The 23,922-nt window shown below is 55.0% G+C and carries 23 protein-coding genes; 13 read left to right on the top strand and 10 right to left on the bottom strand.

The features are described 5' to 3' along the window. The first annotated feature begins 54 nt into the window (after positions 1–54). Positions 55–744 (top strand): hypothetical protein, encoded by a 690-nt coding sequence (locus AUP42_RS08870; RefSeq protein WP_062951044.1) that lies wholly within the window; start codon positions 55–57, stop codon positions 742–744. A 244-nt stretch (positions 745–988) separates the two neighbouring features. Next, positions 989–1,657 (top strand): LysE family translocator, encoded by a 669-nt coding sequence (locus AUP42_RS08875; RefSeq protein ID WP_062951049.1) that lies wholly within the window; start codon positions 989–991, stop codon positions 1,655–1,657. Positions 1,658–1,979: 322 nt separating this feature from the next. On the opposite strand, the gene AUP42_RS08880 is transcribed toward AUP42_RS08875, so the two are convergent. Both AUP42_RS08880 and AUP42_RS08885 read right to left on the bottom strand, forming a co-directional pair. Continuing rightward, positions 1,980–2,327 (bottom strand): MarR family winged helix-turn-helix transcriptional regulator, encoded by a 348-nt coding sequence (locus AUP42_RS08880; protein WP_062951051.1) that lies wholly within the window; start codon positions 2,325–2,327, stop codon positions 1,980–1,982. A gap of 94 nt (positions 2,328–2,421) precedes the next feature. Then, positions 2,422–3,822, bottom strand: coding sequence for a leucyl aminopeptidase family protein (locus AUP42_RS08885; RefSeq protein WP_062951053.1), 1,401 nt, complete (start codon positions 3,820–3,822; stop codon positions 2,422–2,424). A gap of 336 nt (positions 3,823–4,158) precedes the next feature. Here AUP42_RS08885 and AUP42_RS08890 point away from each other — a divergent pair, with 336 nt between their 5' ends. Genes AUP42_RS08890 through AUP42_RS08900 form a run of 3 tightly spaced genes read left to right on the top strand, consistent with a single transcriptional unit; the run spans position 4,159 to position 5,825 of the window. Next, a complete protein-coding gene (locus tag AUP42_RS08890) occupies positions 4,159–4,824 on the top strand; it encodes a glutathione S-transferase family protein (protein WP_062951055.1) in 666 nt (221 codons plus the stop codon). 27 nt (positions 4,825–4,851) lie between these two features. After that, entirely contained in the window at positions 4,852–5,493 is a 642-nt protein-coding gene (locus tag AUP42_RS08895) for a uracil-DNA glycosylase family protein (RefSeq protein ID WP_062951058.1), read from the top strand. Between the two features lie 41 nt (positions 5,494–5,534). Beyond that, positions 5,535–5,825, top strand: a complete 291-nt coding sequence (locus AUP42_RS08900) for a 4a-hydroxytetrahydrobiopterin dehydratase (protein ID WP_082824716.1) — start codon at positions 5,535–5,537, stop codon at positions 5,823–5,825. A 74-nt stretch (positions 5,826–5,899) separates the two neighbouring features. Here AUP42_RS08900 and AUP42_RS08905 read toward each other — a convergent pair whose 3' ends face one another. The 4 genes from AUP42_RS08905 to AUP42_RS08920 all read right to left on the bottom strand — a co-directional run bounded on the left by AUP42_RS08905 (position 5,900) and on the right by AUP42_RS08920 (position 9,707). Next, positions 5,900–6,661, bottom strand: a complete 762-nt coding sequence (locus AUP42_RS08905; protein WP_062951061.1) for an SDR family NAD(P)-dependent oxidoreductase — start codon at positions 6,659–6,661, stop codon at positions 5,900–5,902. A gap of 96 nt (positions 6,662–6,757) precedes the next feature. Continuing rightward, a complete protein-coding gene (locus AUP42_RS08910) occupies positions 6,758–7,711 on the bottom strand; it encodes a DMT family transporter (protein WP_062951062.1) in 954 nt (317 codons plus the stop codon). Positions 7,712–7,738: 27 nt separating this feature from the next. Continuing rightward, the gene (locus AUP42_RS08915; protein ID WP_062951063.1) at positions 7,739–8,689 is read right to left on the bottom strand and encodes a DMT family transporter; all 951 of its coding nucleotides are present in this window, start codon (positions 8,687–8,689) and stop codon (positions 7,739–7,741) included. Beyond that, positions 8,682–9,707 carry a DMT family transporter gene (locus AUP42_RS08920; RefSeq protein ID WP_062951065.1) on the bottom strand — a complete coding sequence of 342 codons (1,026 nt, stop codon included), beginning with the start codon at positions 9,705–9,707 and terminating at the stop codon, positions 8,682–8,684. Before AUP42_RS08920 ends, AUP42_RS08915 begins: the two co-directional genes overlap by 8 nt. Before the next feature lie 151 nt (positions 9,708–9,858). Between AUP42_RS08920 and AUP42_RS08925 the strand changes: the two genes are divergently transcribed. The 5 genes from AUP42_RS08925 (at position 9,859) to AUP42_RS08945 (ending at position 14,797) form a co-directional block, all read left to right on the top strand. After that, entirely contained in the window at positions 9,859–10,323 is a 465-nt protein-coding gene (locus AUP42_RS08925) for an Lrp/AsnC family transcriptional regulator (RefSeq protein ID WP_062951068.1), read from the top strand. A gap of 235 nt (positions 10,324–10,558) precedes the next feature. Next, on the top strand, positions 10,559–12,517 hold the full coding sequence (locus AUP42_RS08930) for a potassium/proton antiporter (protein ID WP_062951075.1): 1,959 nt from the start codon (positions 10,559–10,561) through the stop codon (positions 12,515–12,517). Between the two features lie 113 nt (positions 12,518–12,630). Next, complete coding sequence (locus tag AUP42_RS08935; protein ID WP_062951076.1) at positions 12,631–13,575, top strand: DMT family transporter; 945 nt, start codon at positions 12,631–12,633, stop codon at positions 13,573–13,575. Between the two features lie 56 nt (positions 13,576–13,631). Continuing rightward, the gene (locus AUP42_RS08940) at positions 13,632–14,132 is read left to right on the top strand and encodes a DinB family protein (RefSeq protein ID WP_062951077.1); all 501 of its coding nucleotides are present in this window, start codon (positions 13,632–13,634) and stop codon (positions 14,130–14,132) included. Continuing rightward, positions 14,132–14,797: a LysE family translocator gene (locus AUP42_RS08945; protein WP_062951078.1), complete on the top strand. Its 666-nt coding sequence runs from the start codon at positions 14,132–14,134 to the stop codon at positions 14,795–14,797. The genes AUP42_RS08940 and AUP42_RS08945 overlap by 1 nt, the downstream gene beginning before the upstream one ends. 175 nt (positions 14,798–14,972) lie before the next feature. On the opposite strand, the gene AUP42_RS08950 is transcribed toward AUP42_RS08945, so the two are convergent. The 3 genes from AUP42_RS08950 to AUP42_RS08960 form a co-directional block, all read right to left on the bottom strand. Continuing rightward, positions 14,973–16,199, bottom strand: coding sequence for a cation:proton antiporter (locus AUP42_RS08950; protein ID WP_062951080.1), 1,227 nt, complete (start codon positions 16,197–16,199; stop codon positions 14,973–14,975). Between the two features lie 95 nt (positions 16,200–16,294). Next, positions 16,295–17,080, bottom strand: coding sequence for a histidinol-phosphatase (hisN, locus tag AUP42_RS08955; protein WP_062951082.1), 786 nt, complete (start codon positions 17,078–17,080; stop codon positions 16,295–16,297). Positions 17,081–17,185: 105 nt separating this feature from the next. Then, positions 17,186–17,881 (bottom strand): c-type cytochrome, encoded by a 696-nt coding sequence (locus AUP42_RS08960; RefSeq protein WP_062951083.1) that lies wholly within the window; start codon positions 17,879–17,881, stop codon positions 17,186–17,188. A 338-nt stretch (positions 17,882–18,219) separates the two neighbouring features. Between AUP42_RS08960 and AUP42_RS08965 the strand changes: the two genes are divergently transcribed. Both AUP42_RS08965 and AUP42_RS08970 read left to right on the top strand, forming a co-directional pair. Beyond that, positions 18,220–18,960, top strand: a complete 741-nt coding sequence (locus AUP42_RS08965) for a 3-deoxy-manno-octulosonate cytidylyltransferase (protein WP_062951084.1) — start codon at positions 18,220–18,222, stop codon at positions 18,958–18,960. 81 nt (positions 18,961–19,041) lie between these two features. After that, positions 19,042–19,902, top strand: a complete 861-nt coding sequence (locus tag AUP42_RS08970; protein WP_062951086.1) for a prephenate dehydratase — start codon at positions 19,042–19,044, stop codon at positions 19,900–19,902. A gap of 107 nt (positions 19,903–20,009) precedes the next feature. Here the strand turns inward: AUP42_RS08970 and AUP42_RS08975 are convergent, their stop codons facing one another. After that, positions 20,010–21,680, bottom strand: a complete 1,671-nt coding sequence (locus AUP42_RS08975; protein ID WP_062951089.1) for a methyl-accepting chemotaxis protein — start codon at positions 21,678–21,680, stop codon at positions 20,010–20,012. Positions 21,681–22,055: 375 nt separating this feature from the next. Between AUP42_RS08975 and AUP42_RS08980 the strand changes: the two genes are divergently transcribed. Beyond that, complete coding sequence (locus AUP42_RS08980) at positions 22,056–23,876, top strand: DEAD/DEAH box helicase (RefSeq protein ID WP_062951090.1); 1,821 nt, start codon at positions 22,056–22,058, stop codon at positions 23,874–23,876. Positions 23,877–23,922: the final 46 nt, after the last annotated feature.

Genomic DNA, 23,922 nt, shown 5'->3' on the forward strand with positions numbered 1-23,922 from the left:
ACCGCGTTCGTCGGGCAATGCCATGGTACAATTACGGGCTGGAAGCGAGTGTTCATGACCGAACCGGGAAAAAACCCGAAAGGATTCAGGAACTGGCTTGTCATGCCGCTGTCGGCGGTATCGATGGGGTTGATGTTGCTGCTGGCATCAGACGCGCATGCGTCTGGTGGCGGACATGGCGGGGACGCCACATCCGAGAGCAGTGGGCCAAAGGAACCCGAGATTCCCGAAACGGTAATCCAGTCGGATTCAATTGCACTGACCGTGGTTTTGCCAAAGGTCGGTGCAATCCGGCAGATGGTGTTTCACGTTTGGCTGGAGGCGTCGTCGGTGGCGGACCGTGCCATCCTCGAACAGGCTGAGCCCAAACTACAGAACGCATTTCTGCGTGATCTTCAGCGCATCATGTATCGTGATACCCAGAACCGGTATGACAAGCTCGAAGCAGGCAAACGTGGCTTTGTCTATAACGGGCCAGAACTGATCGCGCCGCCACCGCCCAAAACGCCAGAAGAACTCGAAGCGGAAAAAGAAGCGGCCGAAGCGGCGAAGGAAAATGGTGAGGAAATCAAATCCGAACCACCATTCTCTCCATTTCCGCCAACGACCAATCGCTATTTTGCCGCTCTTCAGAACCGGCTTTTATCGACCGCACGGGGCATTGTGCCACCAGAAGCCATCCGCTCGGTCCAGGTGCGCAAGTTCTATGACAATTGGCCAGGTGATAAAAAGCCTGGGCGGTGAGACGTTCCTGCAAATCCTGTGCATGCCTTGTGGCCGCTTGCCATATGATTTGTCTCCCCATTCCTGAACGATCCTTTGCGGATTGGTCCATTCCCATACAACGCGTTTTGAAACGGGTTGTATGCGGCAGGGGCGGTGACTCCCTGTGCACTTGGTCTGTGGATGCCAGCCGTGCGCAGAGTGCACTTGTTCGAGGGCTTGAGCGTGATATTCCGAGGGCGTTTGATGTGACCCGGGGATTGAAATGCCGATTGAAACATGGCTCAGCTTTTGCGCACTGGTATCACTTATGGTGGCGACACCGGGTCCAAGTGTTCTGATCGGGATGTCGCATTCGTTGCGTTATGGTCCTCGCCCGACAATGATTACGGCACTTGGCGATGTGACCGCCAACATGATCCAGATGGTGATTGCCGCAGTTGGTCTGGGGGCGTTGCTTGCGACTTCGGCGACGGCGTTTGGTGTTGTCAAATGGTGCGGTGTTGCTTTCCTGTTTGTTATCGGCGTGACAGCGATCCTGCGCAAATCCAGGGCAGGAAATGATAGTAACGATATCGAAATGAATTCAGCGTCGGGATTTGAGCCTGTGTGCAAGCGTCGCCTGTTCAGCGAAGGCTTCCTTGTCGCAGCCGGCAACCCGAAAGCGATTGCTTTTTTCGGAGCACTGTTTCCGCAATTCATCAATCCGTCGGCGGAACTTTTGCCGCAGTTGATGATTCTTGGAACCACCTTTGTGATTTTTGATTACACATTCGTAATGATATATGCGATGGGTGCCGCCCGTCTGATGCCCTGGCTGATAAAACGCGGTGGGAAAAACACAATTGGCCGTGTTAGCGGCGGTGTTTTGATTGTTGCAGCCCTGCTTTTGTCCTTGATTGACATGCCGGAAAGCATTGCCAAAACCCGTTAAGCCGAAATCTGGGGTAAGCAGAAACTTCTTGTGTCACGGAGTGTATGTTGCGGCTCTATGCGCGGGTGTTTCGATATAAGTTTTTGATATCAAAAGATTAAATCAAATATCTAATGCCTGGACGCAAAAACTCTTAACAAACCAACTGGTCTGTTTGTTGGCTATTCTTACGTGTGGGAAGGTGGGGAGGGAAGGATGGGGCAGATTTTCTGTCCCATCTGGCGGAATTGCGCACTCTTGCCAATTCTTGGCTGCCAAAAACCGGGTGAATTCTGCTTGCCGATGGCAGTGGCACCCGAAAAACTTGGCCCGAAAGCCTCGGCTATTCGGTTTTCTTGCCGGCAGCGACGATAATGTCGCCGAATTCGCGCAGGAAAACGGAGCCCTTTACCGTCCGCTGGATCAGGACCGAGCGACGGTCGTCCTCGTCGACCTTGCGCTTGACCATGCCCAGCGAACTGAGGCGGTCAAGAGCACGTGTAATGGCCGGTTTGGAAATGTTAAGTGCGTCCGATAGGCCGCGCACGGTATGCGGGGCCGGAGTCAGGTAAACAGTTAGCATAAGGGCCATCTGGCGGGCCGATAGGTCGGGAGAGTCCCGACGCACACTTTCCACAATCGCGATACGCCAAAGGTCAAGCGCCTGAGACGGTTTGATCTCGATCGACATGCCTGTGCCCAACAATTAATTTGTTACGAATACGTAATCTGTCTACCTGACCCCTGCACAGATGTCAAAGGTCTAATTGGGAAAAACTAAACGTTTACTTTCCGTAACGATCCGCGATCAGCTTGAAAGCAGCCCGAATGCCTTGGGCTTCACCGCCTTCGGGGCGTCCCGGGCGGGCAGAAGGATTCCACGCCATCAGGTCAATATGCGCCCAGGCTTTTGCGCCCTCGGCGAAACGATCAAGGAACAGAGCGGCGATGATTGCCCCGCCATAGGGCGATCCGGAAATGTTGTTCATGTCGGCTGCCTTGCTATCAAGCATCGGGCGATAATCATCCCACAGCGGCAGGCGCCACATCGGATCGTTCAGCGCCAGGCCGTTTTCGAGAAGCCCATTGGCAAGATCATCGTTATTGGAAAACAGGGCAGGCAGACCAAGGCCCAGTGCAACACGTGCCGCCCCGGTCAGGGTCGCGAAGTCCAGAAGCATTTCCGGATCCTCGGCGACGGCTTCGGTCAGCGCATCGGACAGGACTAGCCGACCTTCGGCATCAGTATTGCCAACTTCAACCGTGATGCCCTTGCGGGTCTGAAGAATGTCGCTTGGCCGATATGCCTTGCCCGATACCATGTTTTCAACAGCCGGGATCAGAACGCGCAAACGAACCGGAAGACCGGCTGCCATGATCATGCGCGCCAGACCAAGAACCTGTGCCGAGCCGCCCATATCCTTTTTCATCAGCAGCATATTGCTGGACGGTTTCAGGTCATAGCCACCGGTATCAAAACAGACACCCTTGCCGACCAGTGTGATTTTAGGTGCGCTTTCATCGCCCCAGCGCAGATCGATCAGGCGCGGGTCGCGGTCGCTGCCCTTGCCGACGGTATAGATCGCCGGGAAGTTTCGCTTGTTCAAATCTTCGCCAACGATGCTGGTGACCTTTGCGCCGAATTCCTCGCCAAGGCGGCGTGCGGCGGCTTCGAGTTCCTCGGGCCCCATGTCATTAGCCGGGATATTGATCAGATCGCGGGCAAGGCCAATGCCGCGCGCGATATTCTCGGCACGCTTGGCCGCCTCGTTTGCCGGAATGGCAAAAAGGGCCCTTTTTGCGGTGCTGGCATCTGACTTGCGGTAACGATCAAACCGGTAGCCGCCAAGATAAAGACCAAGAACTGCCTTTTCGCAGACTGCATCATTTTCCGTGACGTCATCGGTCAGGATATATTCGCCCACAGGCAACGCACCGGGCAGTGCCGCAAAATCCCACTGGGTTTTTGCATCATCGACATAGCTGATCACAACGGTCTGATAGGCGCCCGCTTCGCCGGGCAGGGCAAGATGGGTGCCGCGTTTGCCCTCATAGCCGGAAGATTTGACCCATGCCTGATGACCATTAGTTTGTTTGCCGAGCCAGTTTTTGAAATCGGCTTCGGCAACGGCCGTAATGCGGATCGGGTTGGACGATTTTTCAGACGCGATGATGTGATCGAACAATTTGACACTTCCCTTGTGGTGGCATGTTGGCGTTGCCGGGAGAAGACCCATGTACAGGGGGACCGACAACGTTTCCTACGGCGAGATATGAATCCGATCTTACGGATGCCACCGTCAATCGGCAATCGCCCAAAAGAAAACCCCGTATGCGGAAATATCATGCGGATGATGATCTGTTTTGGCCGTCGAAGGGACATGGCATTGCCATATGCAAAAGAAGACGTTCGGGTACGGTAAAACGGCAAACGAAAATCAGCGATGCAACGGTCTTGAACCGAATTTTGGAAGCCCCGATAGTGGTCTGCCACCATCATCCGTTTGATAAAGGATACCGCAATGGAAACGCGCCCCGTTCTTTATATCGGCAATAAAAATTATTCTTCCTGGTCGCTTCGTGCCTGGCTTGGTCTGCGCGTGGCCGGGATTGATTTCGAGGAAAAGCTGATCCCGCTTTATACCGAGGAATGGCATGCCAAGGCCGAGATTTTTTCGCCCAGCAAAAAGGTTCCGTCCCTGTTTGATGGCCGCAAAACCATTTGGGAGGCATTAAGCATTCTGGAATATTTCGCCGATAGCAGGCCAGATGCCATGCTATGGCCGCTTGATCTTGATGTGCGCGCGATTGCGCGGTCGGTTTCACTGGAAATGCATGGCGGGTTTACCGCATTGCGCAGCAATATGCCGATGAATTTACGCAAAAGCCTTCCGGGCCGTGGTCGGGGAGAGGGCGTTGAGAAGGACATCGCGCGAATTGGTGAGATTTTTAAAACCTGCCGGGCCCAATACGGGCAGGGCGGTGATTTTCTGTTCGGTCATTTTTCGATTGCCGATGCGATGTTTGCACCGGTTGTGACCCGTTTCAAAACTTATGGCGTGTCGCTTGATCCTGTTGGCAATGCTTATATGGAAGCAATCCTTGGCCTTCCCGAGATGGTCGAATGGTATCGCGATGCTCTGACCGAGGAATGGGTGGTTGCCGGTGGCGAGATTTCCGACGCATAGGCAGAAGCAACAAAGCAGGAGCATGCAATGGCCGGAGTGACCGGCGAACTTCCCGAAATCGATCCGCCGGGTGATGACCCGGCGCTTGATGATCTTTTGGTCAATGTCCGGGCCTGCCGGATATGCGAAGGTGCGTTGCCGCTGGGGCCGCGTCCGGTTGTGCGGATGGCGGCAGGTGCGAAAATCCTTGTGATCGGGCAGGCCCCGGGGACGAGGGTGCATGAAACCGGCTTGCCATGGAACGATGCATCGGGGGACCGGTTGCGCGACTGGCTGCAAATGACGGTCGAGGATTTCTATGACCCGGCCAAACTTGCAATCATGCCGATGGGATTCTGTTATCCCGGCCGGTTTGAACGTGGCGGCGATTTGCCGCCGCGCCCCGAATGTGCCCCGACATGGCATGATCAATTGTTACGACATTTGCCTGATATCGGCCTGACACTTCTGATCGGGCAATATGCGCAGGAACGTTATCTTGGCCCGCGCCGTGCAAAAAGCATGACTGAAACGGTGCATCGATTTGACGAATATTTGCCAGACGGATTACTGCCGATGCCTCATCCAAGCTGGCGCAATACCGGCTGGATCAAAAAGAACCCGTGGTTCGAAGCCGACCTTTTGCCGGTCTTGCGCGACAGGGTGCATCGGTTGTTGGGCACAAACTGATTTTATGGTCCAATAGGGCAACGAAAATGCAGGAGGTCACAATGAGCAAACTGGACAAAACCGCCATCGAAGCCGCAATTGCCAAGCTGGATGGATGGGATCTGGCAGAAGACGGGTTATCAATCGGCAAGATTTATATGTTCGGCGATTTCAATTCGGCATTCGGTTTCATGGCGCGTATTGCGATGCAGGCCGAAAAGATGAACCACCATCCGGAATGGTTCAACGTCTACAACAAGGTCGGGGTTACGCTGACAACGCATGATGCGGGTGGCGTGACGCAAAAGGATATCGATCTGGCGACCTTCGCCGAAACGGTTGTATCGCACTAAGCTGTGGGATGCGTCAGAAAGAAAACGCCCTGCCATTGTGGGACTGGCAGGGCGTTTTTCGTGGCAGCGATGGCTTATTTGGGTTCCAGCCTGACCGCGCCATCGATCCGGATGGTTTCGCCGTTGATCATTTCATTTTCGCAGATATGCAGGGCCAGTCGGCCATATTCTGCCGGATCGCCAAGGCGTTTCGGGAATGGAATGTTTGACGCCAGCGCCTGCTGCATTTCATCGGGCAGGGCAGTGACCATCGGGGTGCCAAACATACCCGGCGCAATCGAAACGACACGGATGCCATGACGGGCCAGTTCGCGTGCTGCCGGAAGGGTCATTGCGGCAACGCCGCCCTTGGATGCCGAATAGGCGGCCTGCCCGATCTGGCCTTCGTAGGCGGCGATGGATGCGGTATTGACGATAACACCGCGTTCACCGCCCTCGGTCGGTTCATTGCGGCTCATCGCGGTGGCGGCAACACGCATCATATTGAACGTACCGATCAGGTTGACGTTGATCACGTGCGCAAAGGCATCAAGGTCAGCCGGACCTTCGCGTCCGACGATGCGTTCGCCTTGCAGGATACCTGCACAGTTTACCAGAATGGATGGAATGCCTTGTGTTTCGATAACAGCCGAAACCGCGTCCTCGACACTTTTAGCGTTTGACACATCAACACCGTAACCAATTCCACCCAGTTCGGCGGCTGTGGCTTTGGCTCCGGCCTCGTTCAGATCAAAGGCCGCGATCTTTGCCCCGGCGCTGGCAAGAACACGTGCAGTGGCAGCTCCAAGACCGGACGCAGCCCCGGTGACAATGGCTATAGATCCCTTGACCTGCATGGCTTCAAATTCCCTGTATTCAGTCCGGTGAAAAATAATAGGTAATTCTATACCAAATTATTTGTTTATCCAGCAAGGTCATTTGACTCTGTTGTGTCAGGGGCCGGAATGACGGCCTTCCGGTGTTTTGGCAACCGGGTCTTGTGCTGCGATATCGGGGACGGTTGCTGTGACAGATTTGCCGATTTTCCGCTCCCGCAGGGCAACATAGATTGCTGCTGCGATGATCAGTGCCCCGCCCGGCAATATCCAGATATCGGGAATTTCGCCAAACAGCATCAGGGCCAGAATGGCAATGATCGGCAGACGCAGATAGGAAAAGCCGACAAAGAAACTGTAATCAGCCAACTGCAGGGCTTTGACATTGCATACCTGCATGACGTTCATCATGAGTGCGGCAAGCGCCATCAGGCCCAGTACCGGCCAGCTTGGCGTTTGCCAGACAAGCAGGGCCGGAACCAGGGATACCGGGGTTGTAATCAGCATCAGATAAAACAGAAGGGCGGTTGTGCTTTCGGTTGCAACCAGCCGTTTGGTGATCAGGCCGGCACTTGCCATACAGATGGCTGCGGCAATCGGCAAAAGACTGGCCGGTTGCATGGCAGCGGTTCCCGGCTGGATGATCAGTCCGACACCGACAAACCCGACAAGAACAGCCAGCCAGCGATGAATGCGCACAGTCTCGCGCAAAATCAGGGCTGCCAGAATGGTGCCAAACAGCGGCACGGTGAAGTTCAGCGTGGTGGCCTCGGCCAGTGGCAGATAAAGAACGGCCATAAACCACAGGCACATTTCGGTCGCCGACAATACGCCACGCAATCCCAGAAGCGGCAGGCGTTTCGTGCGCAGTTCGCCAAGGCCACGGTGCATCACGATGGGTGCAATCATTATCAGGCCAAACAGGAAACGCAGGAATACCGACTGATAGGGATGGATTTCAGCCGTGGCAAAGCGGATTGTCAGGGTAAAGCAAGCGGCAAGGATGGCCGCAGAAAGGGCATAAAAACTGGCCTGAACCGGGGCGGATTGATTCTTGAACCAGTTTTTCATGAGATACTTGTTCCTTTGAATGGTCGATCAGTGATTTTCGCGCGCGGGTGGCGGGTCAAGATCACTTGCCGCAGGTGATGGGCCTCGATTGATTCGCTTGGCTTCTTTGGCAAGTTTGGCTTCGCGACGCGCAATGAACAGTGCGGATCCGATAATCAGACCCGCACCGGGCAGAAGCCAGATTTCCGGGACTTCGCCAAACATCACCAATGCGATGACGACGACAAACGGCAGGCGCAGATAATTGAACCCGACGACAAAGCTGTAATCATAGATGCGAAATGCGTTGGTGTTACAAATCTGGGTGATGTTGGCGATAAAGGCGCCCAGCGCCATCAGCCCCAATACCTGCAGGCTTGGGGTTTGCCAGACGAAAAGGGCGGGCACCAGCGTTAGTGGCGTGGTCAGCAGCATCATGTAAAGCACGATGGTGGTGCTGTTTTCAGTTCTGGCCAGCGACTTGATGGTCAATCCGGCACTTGCCATGCAGAGGGCCGCCGCAATCGGCAGTAGGCTGGCCAGTTGCATTGTTTCGCTGCCGGGGCGGATGATGATGATGACACCAACGAAACCGGCAAAAAGGGCTGCGATACGGTATTTTCGGACCGTTTCACCCAGAAAGATTGCAGCCAGGATCGTTCCGAAAAGCGGCACGGTAAAGTTCAGCGTCGTCGCCTCGGCCAGCGGCATATAGGCAAGGGCTGAAAACCAGAAGCTCATGGCACCCATCGATAGGAACGCACGCAGCAGAAACATCGGCATGCGGTGTGTTTTCAGCCGAGCAAAACCGGATCTGAGTGCGATGGGGGCGATAAAAAGAAGCCCGAAGAAGTTGCGAAAGAAGACCGCCTGCAACGGATCAATCTCGCGGGTCGCCATACGTACAATGACCGAAAACAGGGCTGCCATAAGTGATGCGATCACGGCGAAAACCGATGCCTGAAGATAGGGCGGCAGGCTGTTGAACCACTTACGCATCGATGCGGCCCGTTCTGTTTCCTGTATTGTCTTCTGGGGTGTCTTCAGGCGGATTGATGGTTTTGGCCTTGGTGACCGGAATGGCCTGTGAGTCGGCTGCTGCTGTTGTCGGCATGCGGCGGCGGCGTTTTTCATTCCTTGCCAGAACAGCTTCGCGTCGCGCGATGTAAAGTGTTGATCCAATAATCAGCGATGCCCCGGCCCAGGTCCAGAAATCAACCGTTTCACCAAACATGATGAAGGCAAGTACGGCAACAAATGGCAGGCGAAGGAAATCAAACGCCATGACGTAGGACTGGTCAGCCGCGCGATTGGCACGCACAAAAAGCTGCTGCCCGGCAGTTGCGAGAATGGCGATAGCAAGAAGGATGGCGAGTTGCTGCCATGTTGGTTGCTGCCAATAGAAAATTGCCGGGATCAGAGACAGGGGCGTCATGATCATGCCCATCCAGGTCACGATGGCGTTGGCACTTTCACTGCGTGAAAGCATTTTGACCGTCGTCACGGCACAGGCGGTAAACAGGGTCGCCAACAGGGCCAGAATTGCGCCGGTTTCAAGAGTTTGGCCAATTGGGCGCACGATGATCATGGCGCCGACAAACCCAAGAACCACGGCGGACCAACGGCGCGCCCGGACGGTCTCACGCAGGATAAGGGCTGCAAGGATGGTGGTCAGGATCGGGACGGTGAAATTGATCGCGATGACCTGTGCGGCAGGGGCGATTGCGAGGGCCGAGAACAGACACAGCATTCCGGCCAGCCCGATCACCGCCCGAATGAAATGCAGTTTCAGTTTAAGCGTGCGCAGACCAACAAACCGGTCACGCAACATCCAGGGAATCATCGGTATCAACCCGAACAGATTCCGGAAAAAGGCTGCTTCAAACGGATGAACTTCGCGTGTGATGTAGCGGATAAGCACTGCCATCGCCGCAAAAAGGATTGCAGCACCGGTCATTAAAAGGGCGCCGCGAAGCGCATCGTCATCCGGAGAAACACGAAAAAGGTGCATGATCATCAACGAATAAGGCCGATTTTATAAAAAATCCAGCCTTGATCGGTGAAATAGTCCTACCATTTATCCAAAAGGTTGGCCGAAAGTTTCATGCGCACACAGTTTTCGTGTAAGATCGTCTGATATTGATAAAAATTCTTCAGGGGGATGTTTTATGGATGCCATTGATCGCAAGTTGATCGACATCTTGCAGGATGACGCGTCTTTGTCTTATTCGGCACTGGGGACGAAGGTCGGCCTTTCTGTTTCGGCGGTAAATGACCGTGTACGTAAACTGCGCGAGCAGGGGGTGATCAAGGCGTACCGCGTTGAAGTTGATGGACATGCCATCGGTCGCGCTCTTACCGCGATGGTCTGGTTACGGACCGATCCGGCAAAGGGAAACAAGAAGCTGGTCAAGTCGCTGATCAAGGCGGACGAGGTTCTTGAATGCCATCACATGACAGGGCGGTTTGATTTCCTGTTGAAATTGCGGCTACGCGATACGGCACATCTTGAAAGCTTTGTGACTGATACGATCAAGGAAGTCCCCGGCGTGGTGGAGGTTATTCCGGAAATTGCCTTGTCTACGGCCAAAGAAACCGGCTTTGTTCCGGCGGCGCTTGATGGAGATAAGTGATCGGTTGTGTCACACTCTGAGCGGCAGGAGTACATAATTCCAGTTGCCTGATATTTGACCAAATGTCGGGCAATTTTGCCGCAAGAATGCCGCCTTTGGGCGTTTTAAACCATCGTTGCGGGCGTGTTGCGGTAACGCATTTCAAACTTTCCCGTCGTAACTGGCGTGCGACAGGAACCTGACGGGCCTTTGGGCCTGTTCCACGGGTAATGACAAACAGGATGGAGACGCAAATATGATCGAATCGATGAATCTGGTGATCCTGATTGCATCGGTTCTGGTTGTTGTTGCTGTTTTTACCAGCCTGATCAGTTTCCGGGTTGGGGCACCATTGCTGCTTGTGTTCCTGTTTGTCGGTCTTGGGGCCGGAGAAGACGGGATTGGCGGCATTAATTTCGATAATGCGCCGCTAGCCTATTTTATCGGGTCTATCGCGCTTGCGATGATCCTGTTTGACAGTGGATTTGAAACCCAGCTTCGAACCTTGAAAATTGCAGCAGCACCGTCGCTTGTACTGGCGACGGTGGGGGTCATGCTGACCACGGGGGTGGTTGGCGGGGTCACGTGGCTCGTGCTGGATGTGCCCTGGCTGGTGGCACTGCTTTTCGGGGCGATTGTCAGTTCGACGGATGCGGCGGCAGTGTTTTTCCTGCTGCGGGTTGGCGGGATCAATTTGCGTGATCGCACGCGCAGCACGCTTGAAGTCGAGTCCGGTTCGAACGATCCCATGGCGGTGTTTCTGACCATTTCACTGGTCGAACTGATCATGCAGGGGGGCGGGGACAACCTTGCACTGGAATTGCTTGAACGGTTTGTCCTGCAAATCGGGCTTGGCGGTATTCTGGGACTTCTGGGTGGTATGGCCATCGTCCAGATGATCAATCGGGTCAAGCTTGAACCGGCCCTTGTTCCCATTGTCACGCTTGCCTGCGCGCTCAGCCTGTTTGGTGCGACAAGTATCGTTGGTGGCAGTGGATTTCTGGCGGTTTATGTTGCCGGTCTTTATGCTGGCAACAGCCAGATGCGCATGAGCGTTGGTGTGCGCAGGTTTCAGCATGTCACGACATGGCTGGCGCAGATCGCGATGTTTGTCACTATGGGCCTGCTGGCAACCCCGTCACAGTTTGGCGAAGTGGTCATTCCGGGTGTTATTCTGGCACTGGTGCTGGTGTTTATCGCGCGCCCGGTGGCGGTATGGCTTTGCCTGATGTTCTTTAACTTTTCACGCAACGATACCGCCTTCATTTCATGGGTCGGCTTGCGCGGGGCGGTTTCCATCCTGCTTGCGATCGTACCGATGGTTGAGGGCGTCGAATACGGACAGTTGCTGTTCAACACGGCATTTATTGTTGTAATCACATCGCTGCTTTTGCAGGGGTGGACGATCCGGCTGATGGCGCGGTGGCTTGGCATTATGATTCCGCCGCGACATGGGCCGGTGGATCGTATTGACCTTGAGCTGCCGGGCAACGCCAATCAGGAGATCGTTGTTTATCGCGTTCATGATGAAAGTGCAGTGGCAACGGGTCACCGTATTCCGCGCTGGGCACGGCCAAGCCTGATCCTGCGGGATGGCAAATCGTTACGCCCGCACAGTGCCGGGCGGATTGAAGGTGGCGATCAGGTCTATATTATTACCCCGCCACGCCATGTCGAACTGCTTGATCAATTGTTTGCCGGTCCGGCCGAAGGGGCAAATGATATCGACCTGTTTGGTGATTTCAGTTTTCCTCCCGATACGCGTATCGCCGATGTCGGTCGTCTTTATGGCTTTGCGGTCAAGGAAGAGGACGAAGAGGCAACCGTTGCCGAAATTCTCGAGCGCAATCTTTCGGGGGATATCGAACCCGGGGATCGGGTTGCCTATGGTATGGTTGAGCTGATTGTTCGCCGGATCGATGACACACACGAAATTGTCGAAGTTGGCATGGCGGTCGAACAGAAGCCGGTCAAGCCGAAGCGGCATCTGCCGATGTTCCATTCGCGGACAGAATTGCTGGCAATATGGAAGGAATGGCAGCGCCGTCGACTGCGTGAAAAAATGCGCAAGCAGCGTGGTGATGATGTCCTTGATTCCGATGAAATCACAGAGCCGGTCGAGGACATGTCGGGCATTGAAGTGGCAGCCAATGACGGCGGAGATGATGATGTCGGACCGGTGCGGACAGAAGCAGGACAGTCCGACAAATCCTGAGCATGGATTGGCAAAGGGATTAGCCTATCTAATTGATAGATAAGTTTTGCTGGTTTGTGCGAATGGCGCAAACTGCCCTAAATTCCAGCGATTGATTTCGTTGGAGTGCCGTTATGGGCCCGCTTGGATTATATAGCGCTGTCGTTCTGATCTGGGGAAGCACTTGGATCGCGATCCAGTACCAGCTTTCGGTCGGGCCGGAACTGGCTGTTGCCTATCGGTTTGTTCTGGCGGCAGTAATTCTGATGGCATGGTGCGTGATCCGCCGCCTGCCAATGCGTTATTCCCTGCGTGATCATGTATTCATGGCCGCCCTTGGCGTGTGCCTGTTTTCATTGAATTATGTGTTGATTTACATCGCCAGCGCCCATTTGACCTCGGGCCTTTTGGCTGTGGTGTTCTCGACCATCGTCATCATGAACATGATTAATGGTGCGATATTTTTCAAACGACGGCCCGAAACACGGACTTTGATCGGGGCGGCAATCGGGCTTGGCGGAATTTCGCTGGTGTTCGCGCGTGATCTGGCGATGTTTGATCTGGCAGCAGGTGGTAGCGTTGGTTTGCTGGTTTCGCTTGCGGGCAGTTATATCGCATCCCTCGGCAATATGGCATCGGCGCGCAATCAGGCGCGCGGCATTCCGGTTCTTCAGGCGAATGCTTATGGCATGATGTATGGCTCGATCCTGTTGATCGGATACATCCTTGCTGCCGGTATTCCGTTTACCTTTGATACCAGCCCGTCCTTTGTTGCCGCGCTGATTTATCTTTCCCTGTTCGGATCTGTGCTGGCGTTTGGCTCTTACCTGACACTATTGGGCAAGATCGGTCCGGATCGTGCGGCATATAGTTCCGTCATGTTTCCGGTGGTAGCGCTTTTGCTGTCGACCTGGTTTGAGGGATTTATCTGGGACAGCAATATCGTTCTAGGCGTCGGCCTTACTTTGCTGGGTAATATCGTGATCCTGACCAAGCGGATGCCCAAACCGGCGGTCATTGCGATGCAGACAACAGGCACTAAGCCAGCGTCAACACCCTGCGACGCAAAGGCCAGATAATGTCTACGGCTTCGAACTAACAGGTGTTGCGACGAGATGACGACGGATGAAATGCGATGAACGGTGTTGCCTATTTTCAACGGATGGCCCTCTATAACAGGTGGGCAAACCAGCATGTTCTCGACGCTTGTGCCGACCTTGATGCCGGTGCGCTTGCCGCGCCACGTGCGGCCTTTTTCCCGTCTATCATCAGGACACTGAACCATATTCTGGTGGCAGATCGTTTATGGCTGGGACGTCTGGTCGGCACGCCCGAACGTCTGGCACTTGATACCGTGCTACATGCCCGATTTGACGAATTCCGCGCTGTGCGCGAGGCACAGGATGCCAAAATCATCGCTTTTACCGAGCAACTCGATGCGGGCACACTGGCAAGCGATTTGTCCTATCAATCTATGCTGGCCGGCGCATATACCCTGCCGCGCGAGATGATTTTGGCACATATGTTCAATCACCAGACACACCACCGTGGGCAACTGCATTCCATGTTGATCGAGGCCGGGGTAAAGCCGCTTGCGATTGATCTGGTTTATTACTGTCTGGAGGCCGATGCGTGATGACCGATCTTCTGATTCAGTACACGCCATTTCTGATTGCAGCTCTTTTGCTCAATATCTCGCCTGGGCCGGATCTAGCTTATATCACTGCGCAGACCGCGATCCATGGTCGCAAGATCGGGGTGTTTTCCAGTCTTGGCGTTTGTTCCGGTGCCTTTGTGCATGTGGTTGCCGCAGCCCTTGGGCTTTCTGCCATTCTGGCGACATCGGCACTGGCATTCTCGGTGGTGAAATGGGTGGGAGTCGCATATCTGGTGTGGCTGGGGATTGGTGCCTTGCGCAGCAGTTTTGCCAAGCATGGCCCGGATGATGCGGCATCTGAAATATCAGCCGCAGAACGGTTTCCGATACGGACGATGACAGCCTTCCAGGCGTGGCGTCAGGGCGCGATGATCGATGTACTTAATCCCAAAGTCGCGATTTTCTTTATGGCGTTTCTGCCACAGTTTGTTGACCCCGCGGTGGGGGATGGTGCGGTTCAGTTTCTGGTGCTTGGCACATTGGTCAATGTGATCGGTTTTTGTGTCGAGACGGTCGTGGTGTTTTCCATCGGATTTGCCGCGACCCGCCTTCGGGGTAACGGATTGCTTGCTATCTGGCTGCAGCGTTCGCTTGGCGGGATGTTTATCGCACTTGGTGTCCGGCTGGCACTGACCGAGCGGTGATTTATCGAATTCGTCACCCTTCGTTTCCAACCGGTTGGGAAGGGTGACGATGCCGGACTTTCGTATTCAGGTGCGAAGGTCCTTGGTCCGGATTGGTAACCGGGCCCTCTGGATTTTATATTCCATCCAGAGCTCTCTTACTGCAAACCAAGACTTGCGCCCGGCTGGGTTATCCTCAGAACCGGGCGCCTTTTTTGGCAAGGTGACGCACCAGCATATTTGAAAGCGGGGCGGCCGACAGGCCATGCGCGGTTACGCTGATGGCAACGATCATGACGGCGGCGGCAATCAGGGACTCATAACCCTTCGGATCGATCATGGTGATCATGATCAGCAGGTAAATAACCGACGCTATGCCACGTGGGCCAAACCAGCCGATATAGAGTTTCTCCGCCAGACTGTAGGGGCTGCCGATCATGCAAAGCCAGACGCAAAGCGGGCGCAGGATCGCGAGACTGACGATCGAGAAGATCAGCATTTCCCATGTCCAAAGCTGATATACTGCCGGTATGACTACCAGACCGAAAATGAAGAAGGTCAGCATGGTAAGCAGTTCTGATTCTGCTTCACCAAAGCTTTCGATGGTTTCGCGGACCTGTTCTGACGAGATGTTAAGCGCAAGGCCGCCTGCGAAGGCCGCAACAAAGCCGTTTCCGCCAAGTTTTTCGCTGAGGAAAAAGATGAACAGCGCAGCGAGTACGCCAAGCAACCTTTCGAAGCGGTCGATGATGGTGTTGGTGGTGACCGCGTGATTGACGATCTGGCCGATGAAATATCCGGCCAGAAGCCCGACCCCGGCGCCGACGGAAATTTCAATCGCCGCCTCTGTCAGCCAATTGTTGCTGCTTTCGCCAACAAGGTCGGCCTCGAGCAATACGACCGCAGTGAATACCGGCAAAACCAGCCCGTCATTCAGACCACTTTCGATATTGATGCCCTGTCGCACCGGGTCGGGGACGGCGGTGTTTTCCATCACCGGTCGGCCAAGGGCTGCATCTGTCGGGCTAACGATCAGCGCCAGTATAAGGGCGGGCAAGACACCAACGGATGGATGTAGGCCAATGATAAAGGCCCATGTCACACCAATTGTTAGCGGCAAACCGATCAGAAGCAACCGGTTGGCAAGCCGGATGGCGGGCCTTTCCTTGCGGTAATCAAGAACGGCGGCATCAAGGAACAGGATGATCGCCAGCGTCATTTCGGAAAAACTTGTGGCGAAGGGGATGCGATCGGCAAAGGGGGCCAGCGGTGCCTCATGCCATATGCCGAGCGGTACGGCGATTAGCGCCCCGGCCAAGGCCATCATCATGGGCGAAGATATATTGCTTCGTTGCAGTCTGCGTGACTGCAACCCGTAAAGCAGTCCCGATCCCAGAAAAAGGATGATGACCCATTCGAACATGATACAGCCTAACTGATTGGTTCATTGGATATATTGCCGCAATTCAAGGCAAATACCAAACATCAAAGGCGGAAAGCGAAGGGCTGGAAGAGAGATCAGGCTGTTGCTGCCCGGATGGTAGAAAGAACATTCTGATGGCATCGTGCGTCGCCACTCGCGATGACGGCACCATCACTGAAAATCGTAAGTGGCTTGCCCTGCCAATCGGTCATAACGCCACCCGCACCTTCTACAACGGGAACAAGGGCGCAAAAATCATATGCCTGCAAACCGCATTCAACCACGGTATCGGCAAAGCCAAGCGCAACCAGACCGTAGGCATAGGCATCAACGCCATACATCGGCTGGCGGCATTTCTCCGAGACTGCCTTGTAGGCTCGTGCCGAGGCATCGGTTCGGAAAAGTTCCGGGGCAGTGGTAAAGAAAGTCGCGGTATCAAGCGTTTCGCATTCACGCGCGTTGATTTCGTTGCCATTCATCGTGCTCGGGCGCCCCATAACCCCAACCCAGCGTTCATCCGTGATGGCCTGATCAATGATGCCAAGTATGGGGACGCCTTTATGGCACAGCGCAATGAGGGTCGCGAAGCTTGGTTTGCCCGCGATGAACGACTTGGTGCCGTCAATCGGATCAAGGACCCAGACAAAATCGGCATTGATATTGTGGCGGCCATGTTCTTCGCCAAGAATTCCGTGATCAGGAAGTTCTGCCGACAGAATTGCACGCATCGCAGTTTCAACTTCGCGGTCGGCAATGGTCACCGGGCTTGCATCAGCCTTGACGTCAACTGCTACGGGGGTGCGGTAATACTGGTGCACGACCGGACGGGCGGTATCGGCCAGCTTGTGGGAGATCTCCAGAAAGTGATCGAGATTTTCCATTAAAACGCATCCCTGCTTGAAATGATTGGCCGCAAACGAAAACAGGGGACAGTTACCTGTCCCCTGTAAAAAATCAATCGATTATCCGGTGAATTTTCCTGCCCTTTATTGGGCGGGTGCTTCACCCTCTGCTGCAGGTTCTGCCGGTGTGTCTGCCGCAGGTGCTTCTTCAGCAGCCGCATCGTTGGATTCCGCAGCTTCGGCCGGGGCATCTGCGGCTGCGTCGGTGGTTTCACCTGCCGCGGCCTCTGCCGGATCGGGATAAGGCAGTGGATTATCCGACTTGCTGTTCAGCCATGCGATGACTGCGGCGCGCTCCTCAGGCTTTTTCAGGCCCCCGAAGCTCATTTTCGTGCCTTCAACGTAATCGCGCGGCTTGTAAAGGAAGTGGTTCAGCTCTTCCCAGCCCCAAGTCCCGCCATGGTTGGCCATGCCATCGGAATAGGCGAAGTCACCCTTGTGGGCGAAATCGTTGCCGACAATACCATAAAGGTTCGGGCCGGTTTTGTTCGGGCCGCCTTTTTCGACGTCGTGGCATGATGCGCATTTTTTGAAGACTTTCTCGCCCTCGGCAAGGTCAGCCGAAGCAAGCATTGTCAGAATCGGCTCCGGCCCGGCGGGCTCTGCCGGTGCGGCGGCAGGCGCGCTAGCACCGGCCATCAGTTCTTCGGAGAACGGGTAAACGGGCGATTCCAGTTCATCGGGGTGCACAAGGGCACTTCCAATCTTGCCAACAACTATGACCAAAAGCACAGCACAGATAACACCGGCGACGATCTTGTTGATTTCCATCGTTTTCATGACGGGATCCCTACAGCCTAATCACTCTCAGGTTTCTTTTTTAACAGCTGACCCATGCGCCCCCAAAACGCTCTTAAAGATCACAAGAACGCGCATGCGACAGCAGGTCAGACCGGTCGGAGGGAAAACTATACGTTTCAGAGATTTGCATCAACCTTTCTTAAACACAAAGGCGAAAACAGACGAGATAGACCTTCGTCATATTCAATTCCGTCTTTCGCAAAATCCCCAAAACCGGCTATTGTCCCGCCGAATCAAGCCATTGTTTCTTGCACAGGTCATCAGACACGCGCTTTGCGCGAGATCAAAGCAGGATCAAGCCAATCCGGAGGCCCAAGATGACTACGCCGCGCAATCCTGTTGTCGTTATTCCTGCCCGCATGGCATCGACACGCCTGCCCAACAAGCCGTTGGCCGATATTCACGGGGAGCCGATGATTGTTCATGTCTGGCGTCGGGCCACCGAGGCCGGAATCGGCCCGGTTATCGTGGCCTGTGCCGAACAGGAAATCGTCGATGCCGTTACAGCGGCTGGCGGGATTGCTGTTTTGACCGATCCGGATCTGCCGAGCGGATCGGACCGCGTGCATCAGGCGCTGCAAAGCTTTGATCCGGACGGAAAATATGATGCCGTGGTCAATGTGCAGGGGGACCTGCCGACGATTGATGCGGCAGATATTCGGGCGGTGTTCGAGCCGCTTGCCGATCCGAATGTCGATATCGCGACTCTGGCAGCCGCAATTACGCGCGAAGAAGAACGGACCAATCCCAATGTGGTCAAGGCGGTTGCCGCCTTTGGTGCCGGTAGGGTTGCACGCGCGCTTTACTTCACGCGCGCGACAGCCCCGCATGGCGACGGGCCGCTTTATCACCATATCGGGCTTTATACCTATCGCCGGGCGGCTCTTGACCGGTTTGTCAGTCTTCCGCCTGCCGAACTTGAAATGCGTGAAAAGCTTGAACAGTTGCGCGCACTTGAAAACGGCATGGTGATCGCAGTTGCCCTTGTGAACGGGGTCCCACTTGGCGTTGATACTCCCGAAGACCTTGAACGCGCACGACTTGTGCTGGGCGCGTAATTAGGCTTTTCTATGTTTTGCTCAGCGGTAAAGCCGCAGGATGCAACATGGAAATCATATTAGATATCAGGAAACAACCAGATGGCTGCCCAACAACGTATAGCTTTTCAAGGAATGCACGGTGCCTACTCCGATCAGGCAGCCCGGCGCGCCTTTCCGGGTGCGACGACTGTGCCTTGCCGGACGTTTGAGGGCGCATTTGGTGCATTGCGCGACGGCGATGTCGATCTGGCGGTGATTCCGATTGATAACACCTTGGCCGGTCGCGTGGCGGATGTTCATCACATTTTGCCCGATTCCGGTGTGCATATCATTGGCGAGACGTTCCTTCGGATCAATCACGCGCTGGTCGCGGTTCCGGGGGCGAAGATTTCCGATATCAAGGAAATCCGAAGCCACGTTCACGCACTGGGTCAGTGCCGCAAAATCCGCCGGGAACTTGGCGTGAACACCGTCGTTGGTCCGGACACTGCCGGATGTGCGAAGGAAGTTGCTGATCTGGGCGATAAAAGCATTGCGGCGATTGCGCCAGTACTTGCCGCAGAAATCTACGGTCTTGATGTGCTGCGTACCGAGGTCGAGGATGCTGAGCATAACACGACCCGCTTCATTATTCTGGCGCGCGAACCACTTGATATTGCCAATGATGGCACGCCGGTGGTGACAAGCTTCGTCTTCCGCGTCCGCAACGTTGCGGCTGCCCTTTACAAGGCCCTTGGCGGTTTTGCAACCAACGGCATCAACATGACCAAGCTTGAAAGCTATATGGTTGAGGGACATTTCACCGCCACCCAGTTCTTTGCCGAGGTCGAAGCCCATCCCGAACAGCTTGGCCTGCGTCATGCATTGGAGGAACTTCAGTTCTTCTCGCACGAGGTTCGCATTCTGGGTGTTTATCCATCCCATTCCTTCCGTCGGGAAAATGATCTTCCGGCGGAATAGATCGGGTTAAAATCCTCTTGCGATCAGTCATAAGACAAGCAAAACGGGCCATTCCAAAGGAAATGGCCCGTTTTCTTATTTATGCATTAGGCTGTTTTCAGCAGGGATCAATTTTCGGCCTGTTTGACCAGGTCGTTTGAGAAGCGCTGAATGATCTGGGTCAGTTCCGAAGAACGTGAAGAAAGTTCTTCGGACGCATTGCGCAGATCGCCTGCGTGGGTTGTAGTGCTTTGCGCATTCTTCATGGTCTGATCTACGCTGTAGGAAATCTGTTTCACGCCGTCGGCACTGCGGTTCGCATTGCCGGCAATTTCCTGCGTCGCGGCACCCTGTTCCTCAATTGCGGCTGCAATGGCGGTCGAGGCAGATCGAACCTGGTCGATGGTTTCCGACACACGTGAAATGCCGGTAACAGCGCGTTCTGTGCCTTCGACGATACCGTTGATCTGGGCAGCGATTTCCTCGGTTGCGCGTCCTGTCTGGGTGGCGAGGTTCTTGACCTCACTTGCGACAACGGCAAAGCCTTTGCCTGCATCGCCAGCACGGGCGGCCTCAATGGTTGCGTTCAGCGCCAGAAGGTTGGTCTGGCCTGCGATGTCATTGATCAGGCTGACGATTTCCTTGATCTTGTCGACTGCATCGGAGAGGCCACCAACATCATTTGATGCACTTTGGCTTTCATGTGTTGCGCGTTCGACTGTGTTGGACATCTGGGAAATCTGGACGTTGATTTCCGTGATCGAGGATGAGAGTTCCTCGGTTGCGGCGGCAACCGCGTCGACATTCTGTGACACCGATCCGGCGGCAGAAGCGACCTGTTGGCTTTGATCCAGAATACCTTCAGCGTTGTGCGACATGCTGATCGCAAGATCGCCACTGCGTTTAACCGACTGGTCAACGGCACCGGCAATACCGCCAACTTCACTTTCGAGTTTTTTGGCGATGTTGCGGATATTTGTACGACGTTCTTCTTCGGCTTTCTGTTTCTGGAGGGCCGCATCTTTTTCAAGCTGCTGGGCCTGTGCGGATTTGTCGCGCAGGGCAAGAACGCCGGATGCCATATCGCCGATTTCGGTAAAGTTGGACTCGGTATCAACCGGTGCCTGATAATTGCCTTCGGCAATTGTCGCGATGGAGCGGTTCAGGCCCACGATGCTTTTGGTGATACGGGTCCCGACGAACCAGGACAGAACCCCCGCGATGATGATGGCGATGACGGAAATGATCGCAATACGTTGCATAACAGACTGAAATTCTGCAGCAACATCATCCATATAGACGCCAGCGCCAAGTGCCCAGTTCCACTCCGGGATCGGGCGGACATAGGCCGCCTTTTCGATCAGGCGGTCGCCTTCGCCCGGCTTTTTGGTTTCATAGGTGATGACACCACCACCGGCCTTGGCGGTGCTGACGATCTTTTGGCGTACTTTGCTGTCGGGATTACATTTGCCAACGTCACCGGGGCTAAGAGGATCCAGAACCATGCAATGGCTGTAGTCGGATGCATAAATATAGTTCTCGCCATCGAACCGATAGGCATTGAGAAGGGCAAGAGCCTCTGCCTTGGCGGTATTTTCGTCCATGTCGCCAGCTTTAACTTTGGCGATATATGCATTGACGATTGTGACCGCACCTTCGGTCAGATGTTCGATCTGTTCGAACTTCCCGTTTCGCAGGCTGCTTTGATAATTCAGTGCCACCGTTGCGATAATCGCGATCAGCGTCAGCAGGCAGATCGCCGGGATTGAGAAAATCCCCGTAACAACCCGAAACCGCATGGTCCATCCCCTTGAATGTTGTGTAACCGGCCGATAATGCGCACAAATTCGATATCGATAGATTAATTCGGTGTTACATATGGGAATGATAAATGCGTTTTTGCATGGCTGCCCGGCGCAGGGATTGATTGACTTTGTTCCGAGGGGCCTGTATCACCCGCTTCATTCCTTCGCTTGTAGGGCAGATTGAGCTGTCAGGAACTGTGTGAAAAGGCGAGGGCGGCGATGACGTGATGACGTCATGGCCTCATCATATGCCTCTCATGCAGGGTCCGAAGCAGCGGCTTGATCGCCGTGCACCGGTCGCTATTGCTGTCGAGCAGGCACATCATGGCGCGAACATGGCGCCGACCGGATTTTGAAGGACTTTCCTTTATGACTAATTTTGAAGGGCTCAACCTTATCGAGCCCCTGCTGCGCAACGTTGAAGCTACCGGTTTCACCGCACCGACCGAGATTCAGGCAAAAACCATTCCGGCATTGCTTGAAGGTCGTGACCTGATGGGGATTTCCCAGACGGGTGGTGGTAAAACCGCTGCATTCTGCCTGCCGCTGTTGCAGCGTCTTGCCGAAAATCCGAAACGCCCGGCACCGGGCCAGCCGCGCGCGCTTATTCTGGCGCCGACGCGTGAACTGGTAAACCAGATTGGACAGTGCCTGCGCGATTTCAAAAAAGGCATTCGCCTGTTTTCTTCAGTTGTTTATGGCGGCTCGCCGATGGGCCCGCAGATTCAGGAACTGCGCCGTGGCGTTGATATCCTGGTTGCGACCCCGGGTCGTCTGCTTGACCATATGTCACGCAACACCATCCGTTTCGACGATATCGAAGTCTTCATCCTTGATGAAGCCGACCGTATGCTCGATATGGGTTTCTCAGAAGACGTTCTGACCGTTGCCGAAGTGCTGCCACGTGATCACCAGACGGTGATGTTCTCGGCAACCATGCCGCCGGCTGTCAAACATCTGACCGACCGTCTGTTGAACAATCCGGTTAAGGTTGAAACCGCGCCGCAGTCCAGCGTGACCGAGCGTGTTACCCAGCGTGGCATGTTCGTGAAACGTCATGACAAGACCTCGCTTCTGGTTCAGTTGCTGAAACGTCAGGAAAGCGAACGCGTACTTGTTTTCACCAAAACCAAAGCCGATGCGGACGAACTTTCGTTCCAGTTGCGCGATGAAGGTGTTGATACCGACGCCATCCATGGTGACAAGCAGCAGCGTATTCGCCAGAAAATCCTGCGGAATTTCCGTAATGGCCAGTTCCCGGTCCTGATCGCAACTGACGTTGCAGCACGTGGTATTGACGTTCCGGGCATCACGCATGTCATCAACTATGACCTGCCGACCGATCCGGAAAACTATGTGCACCGCATTGGCCGTACAGGCCGTGGCAGTGCCGAAGGTATCGCGATTTCGTTCTGCGAACCGCGTGACGTTCGTCATCTGCGCAACATCGAACGCGTGATCGGCCAGCAGGTCGAAATCGACGAAGATCATGAATTCCATTCGGCTCCGCCTGCCCGTTCGTCGGGTGGTAGCGGTCGCGATGGCGGCCGTGGTGGTCGCGGCGGATTTGGCGGTGGTCGTGATGGCGGTCGTGGTCGTGGCGGTTTCGGCGGCGGTCGTGACGGTGGTCGCGATGCTGGCCGTGGTGGTCGCGGTGGATTTGGTGGTGGCCGTGATGGTGCTCGCGACGGTGCCCGTTCATTCGGCGGTCCGCGTCGTGCCGAAGGTGACCGTGATGGTGCGCGCCGTTTCGAAGGTGATCGCGAAGGCGGCCGTGCTTTTGGTGGCGATCGTGACGGCGGTCGTCGTTTTGGCCAGTCAGATCAGCCGCGTGGTGACCGCGGCGGTGATCGTCCTGCCCGTTCGGATCGTAATGATCGCGGTGGTGACCGTTTTGATCGCAAGCCGCGTTTTGACCGCGCTGCTAGCGATCAGCGTCCGGATCGTGCAGAGCGTTCTGATCGTACCGAGCGTACGGATCGTGGCACCAACTTCCGCCCGCGTGGCGAAGGTGCACCGGCACGTGATGGCGAGCGTCGTTTTGCTGACAAGCCGCGTGGTGAACGTGGTTTCAAAAATCGTGATCGCGATACCCGCGGTCGTGATTTCAGTGATCGTCCGCGCCGTGCCGAAGGTGGCCGTGGAGAAGCCCGTGGTGGCAACCAGGGCATGAAACGCCGTTCTGCCTAAGGCATTTCCCCTTTCCGGCTCTGGCTGGACTATCCGGGAAATCTGA

The sequence above is a fragment of the Thalassospira lucentensis genome (genome assembly GCF_001613805.1).
Classification (GTDB): Bacteria; Pseudomonadota; Alphaproteobacteria; order Rhodospirillales; family Thalassospiraceae; genus Thalassospira; species Thalassospira lucentensis_A.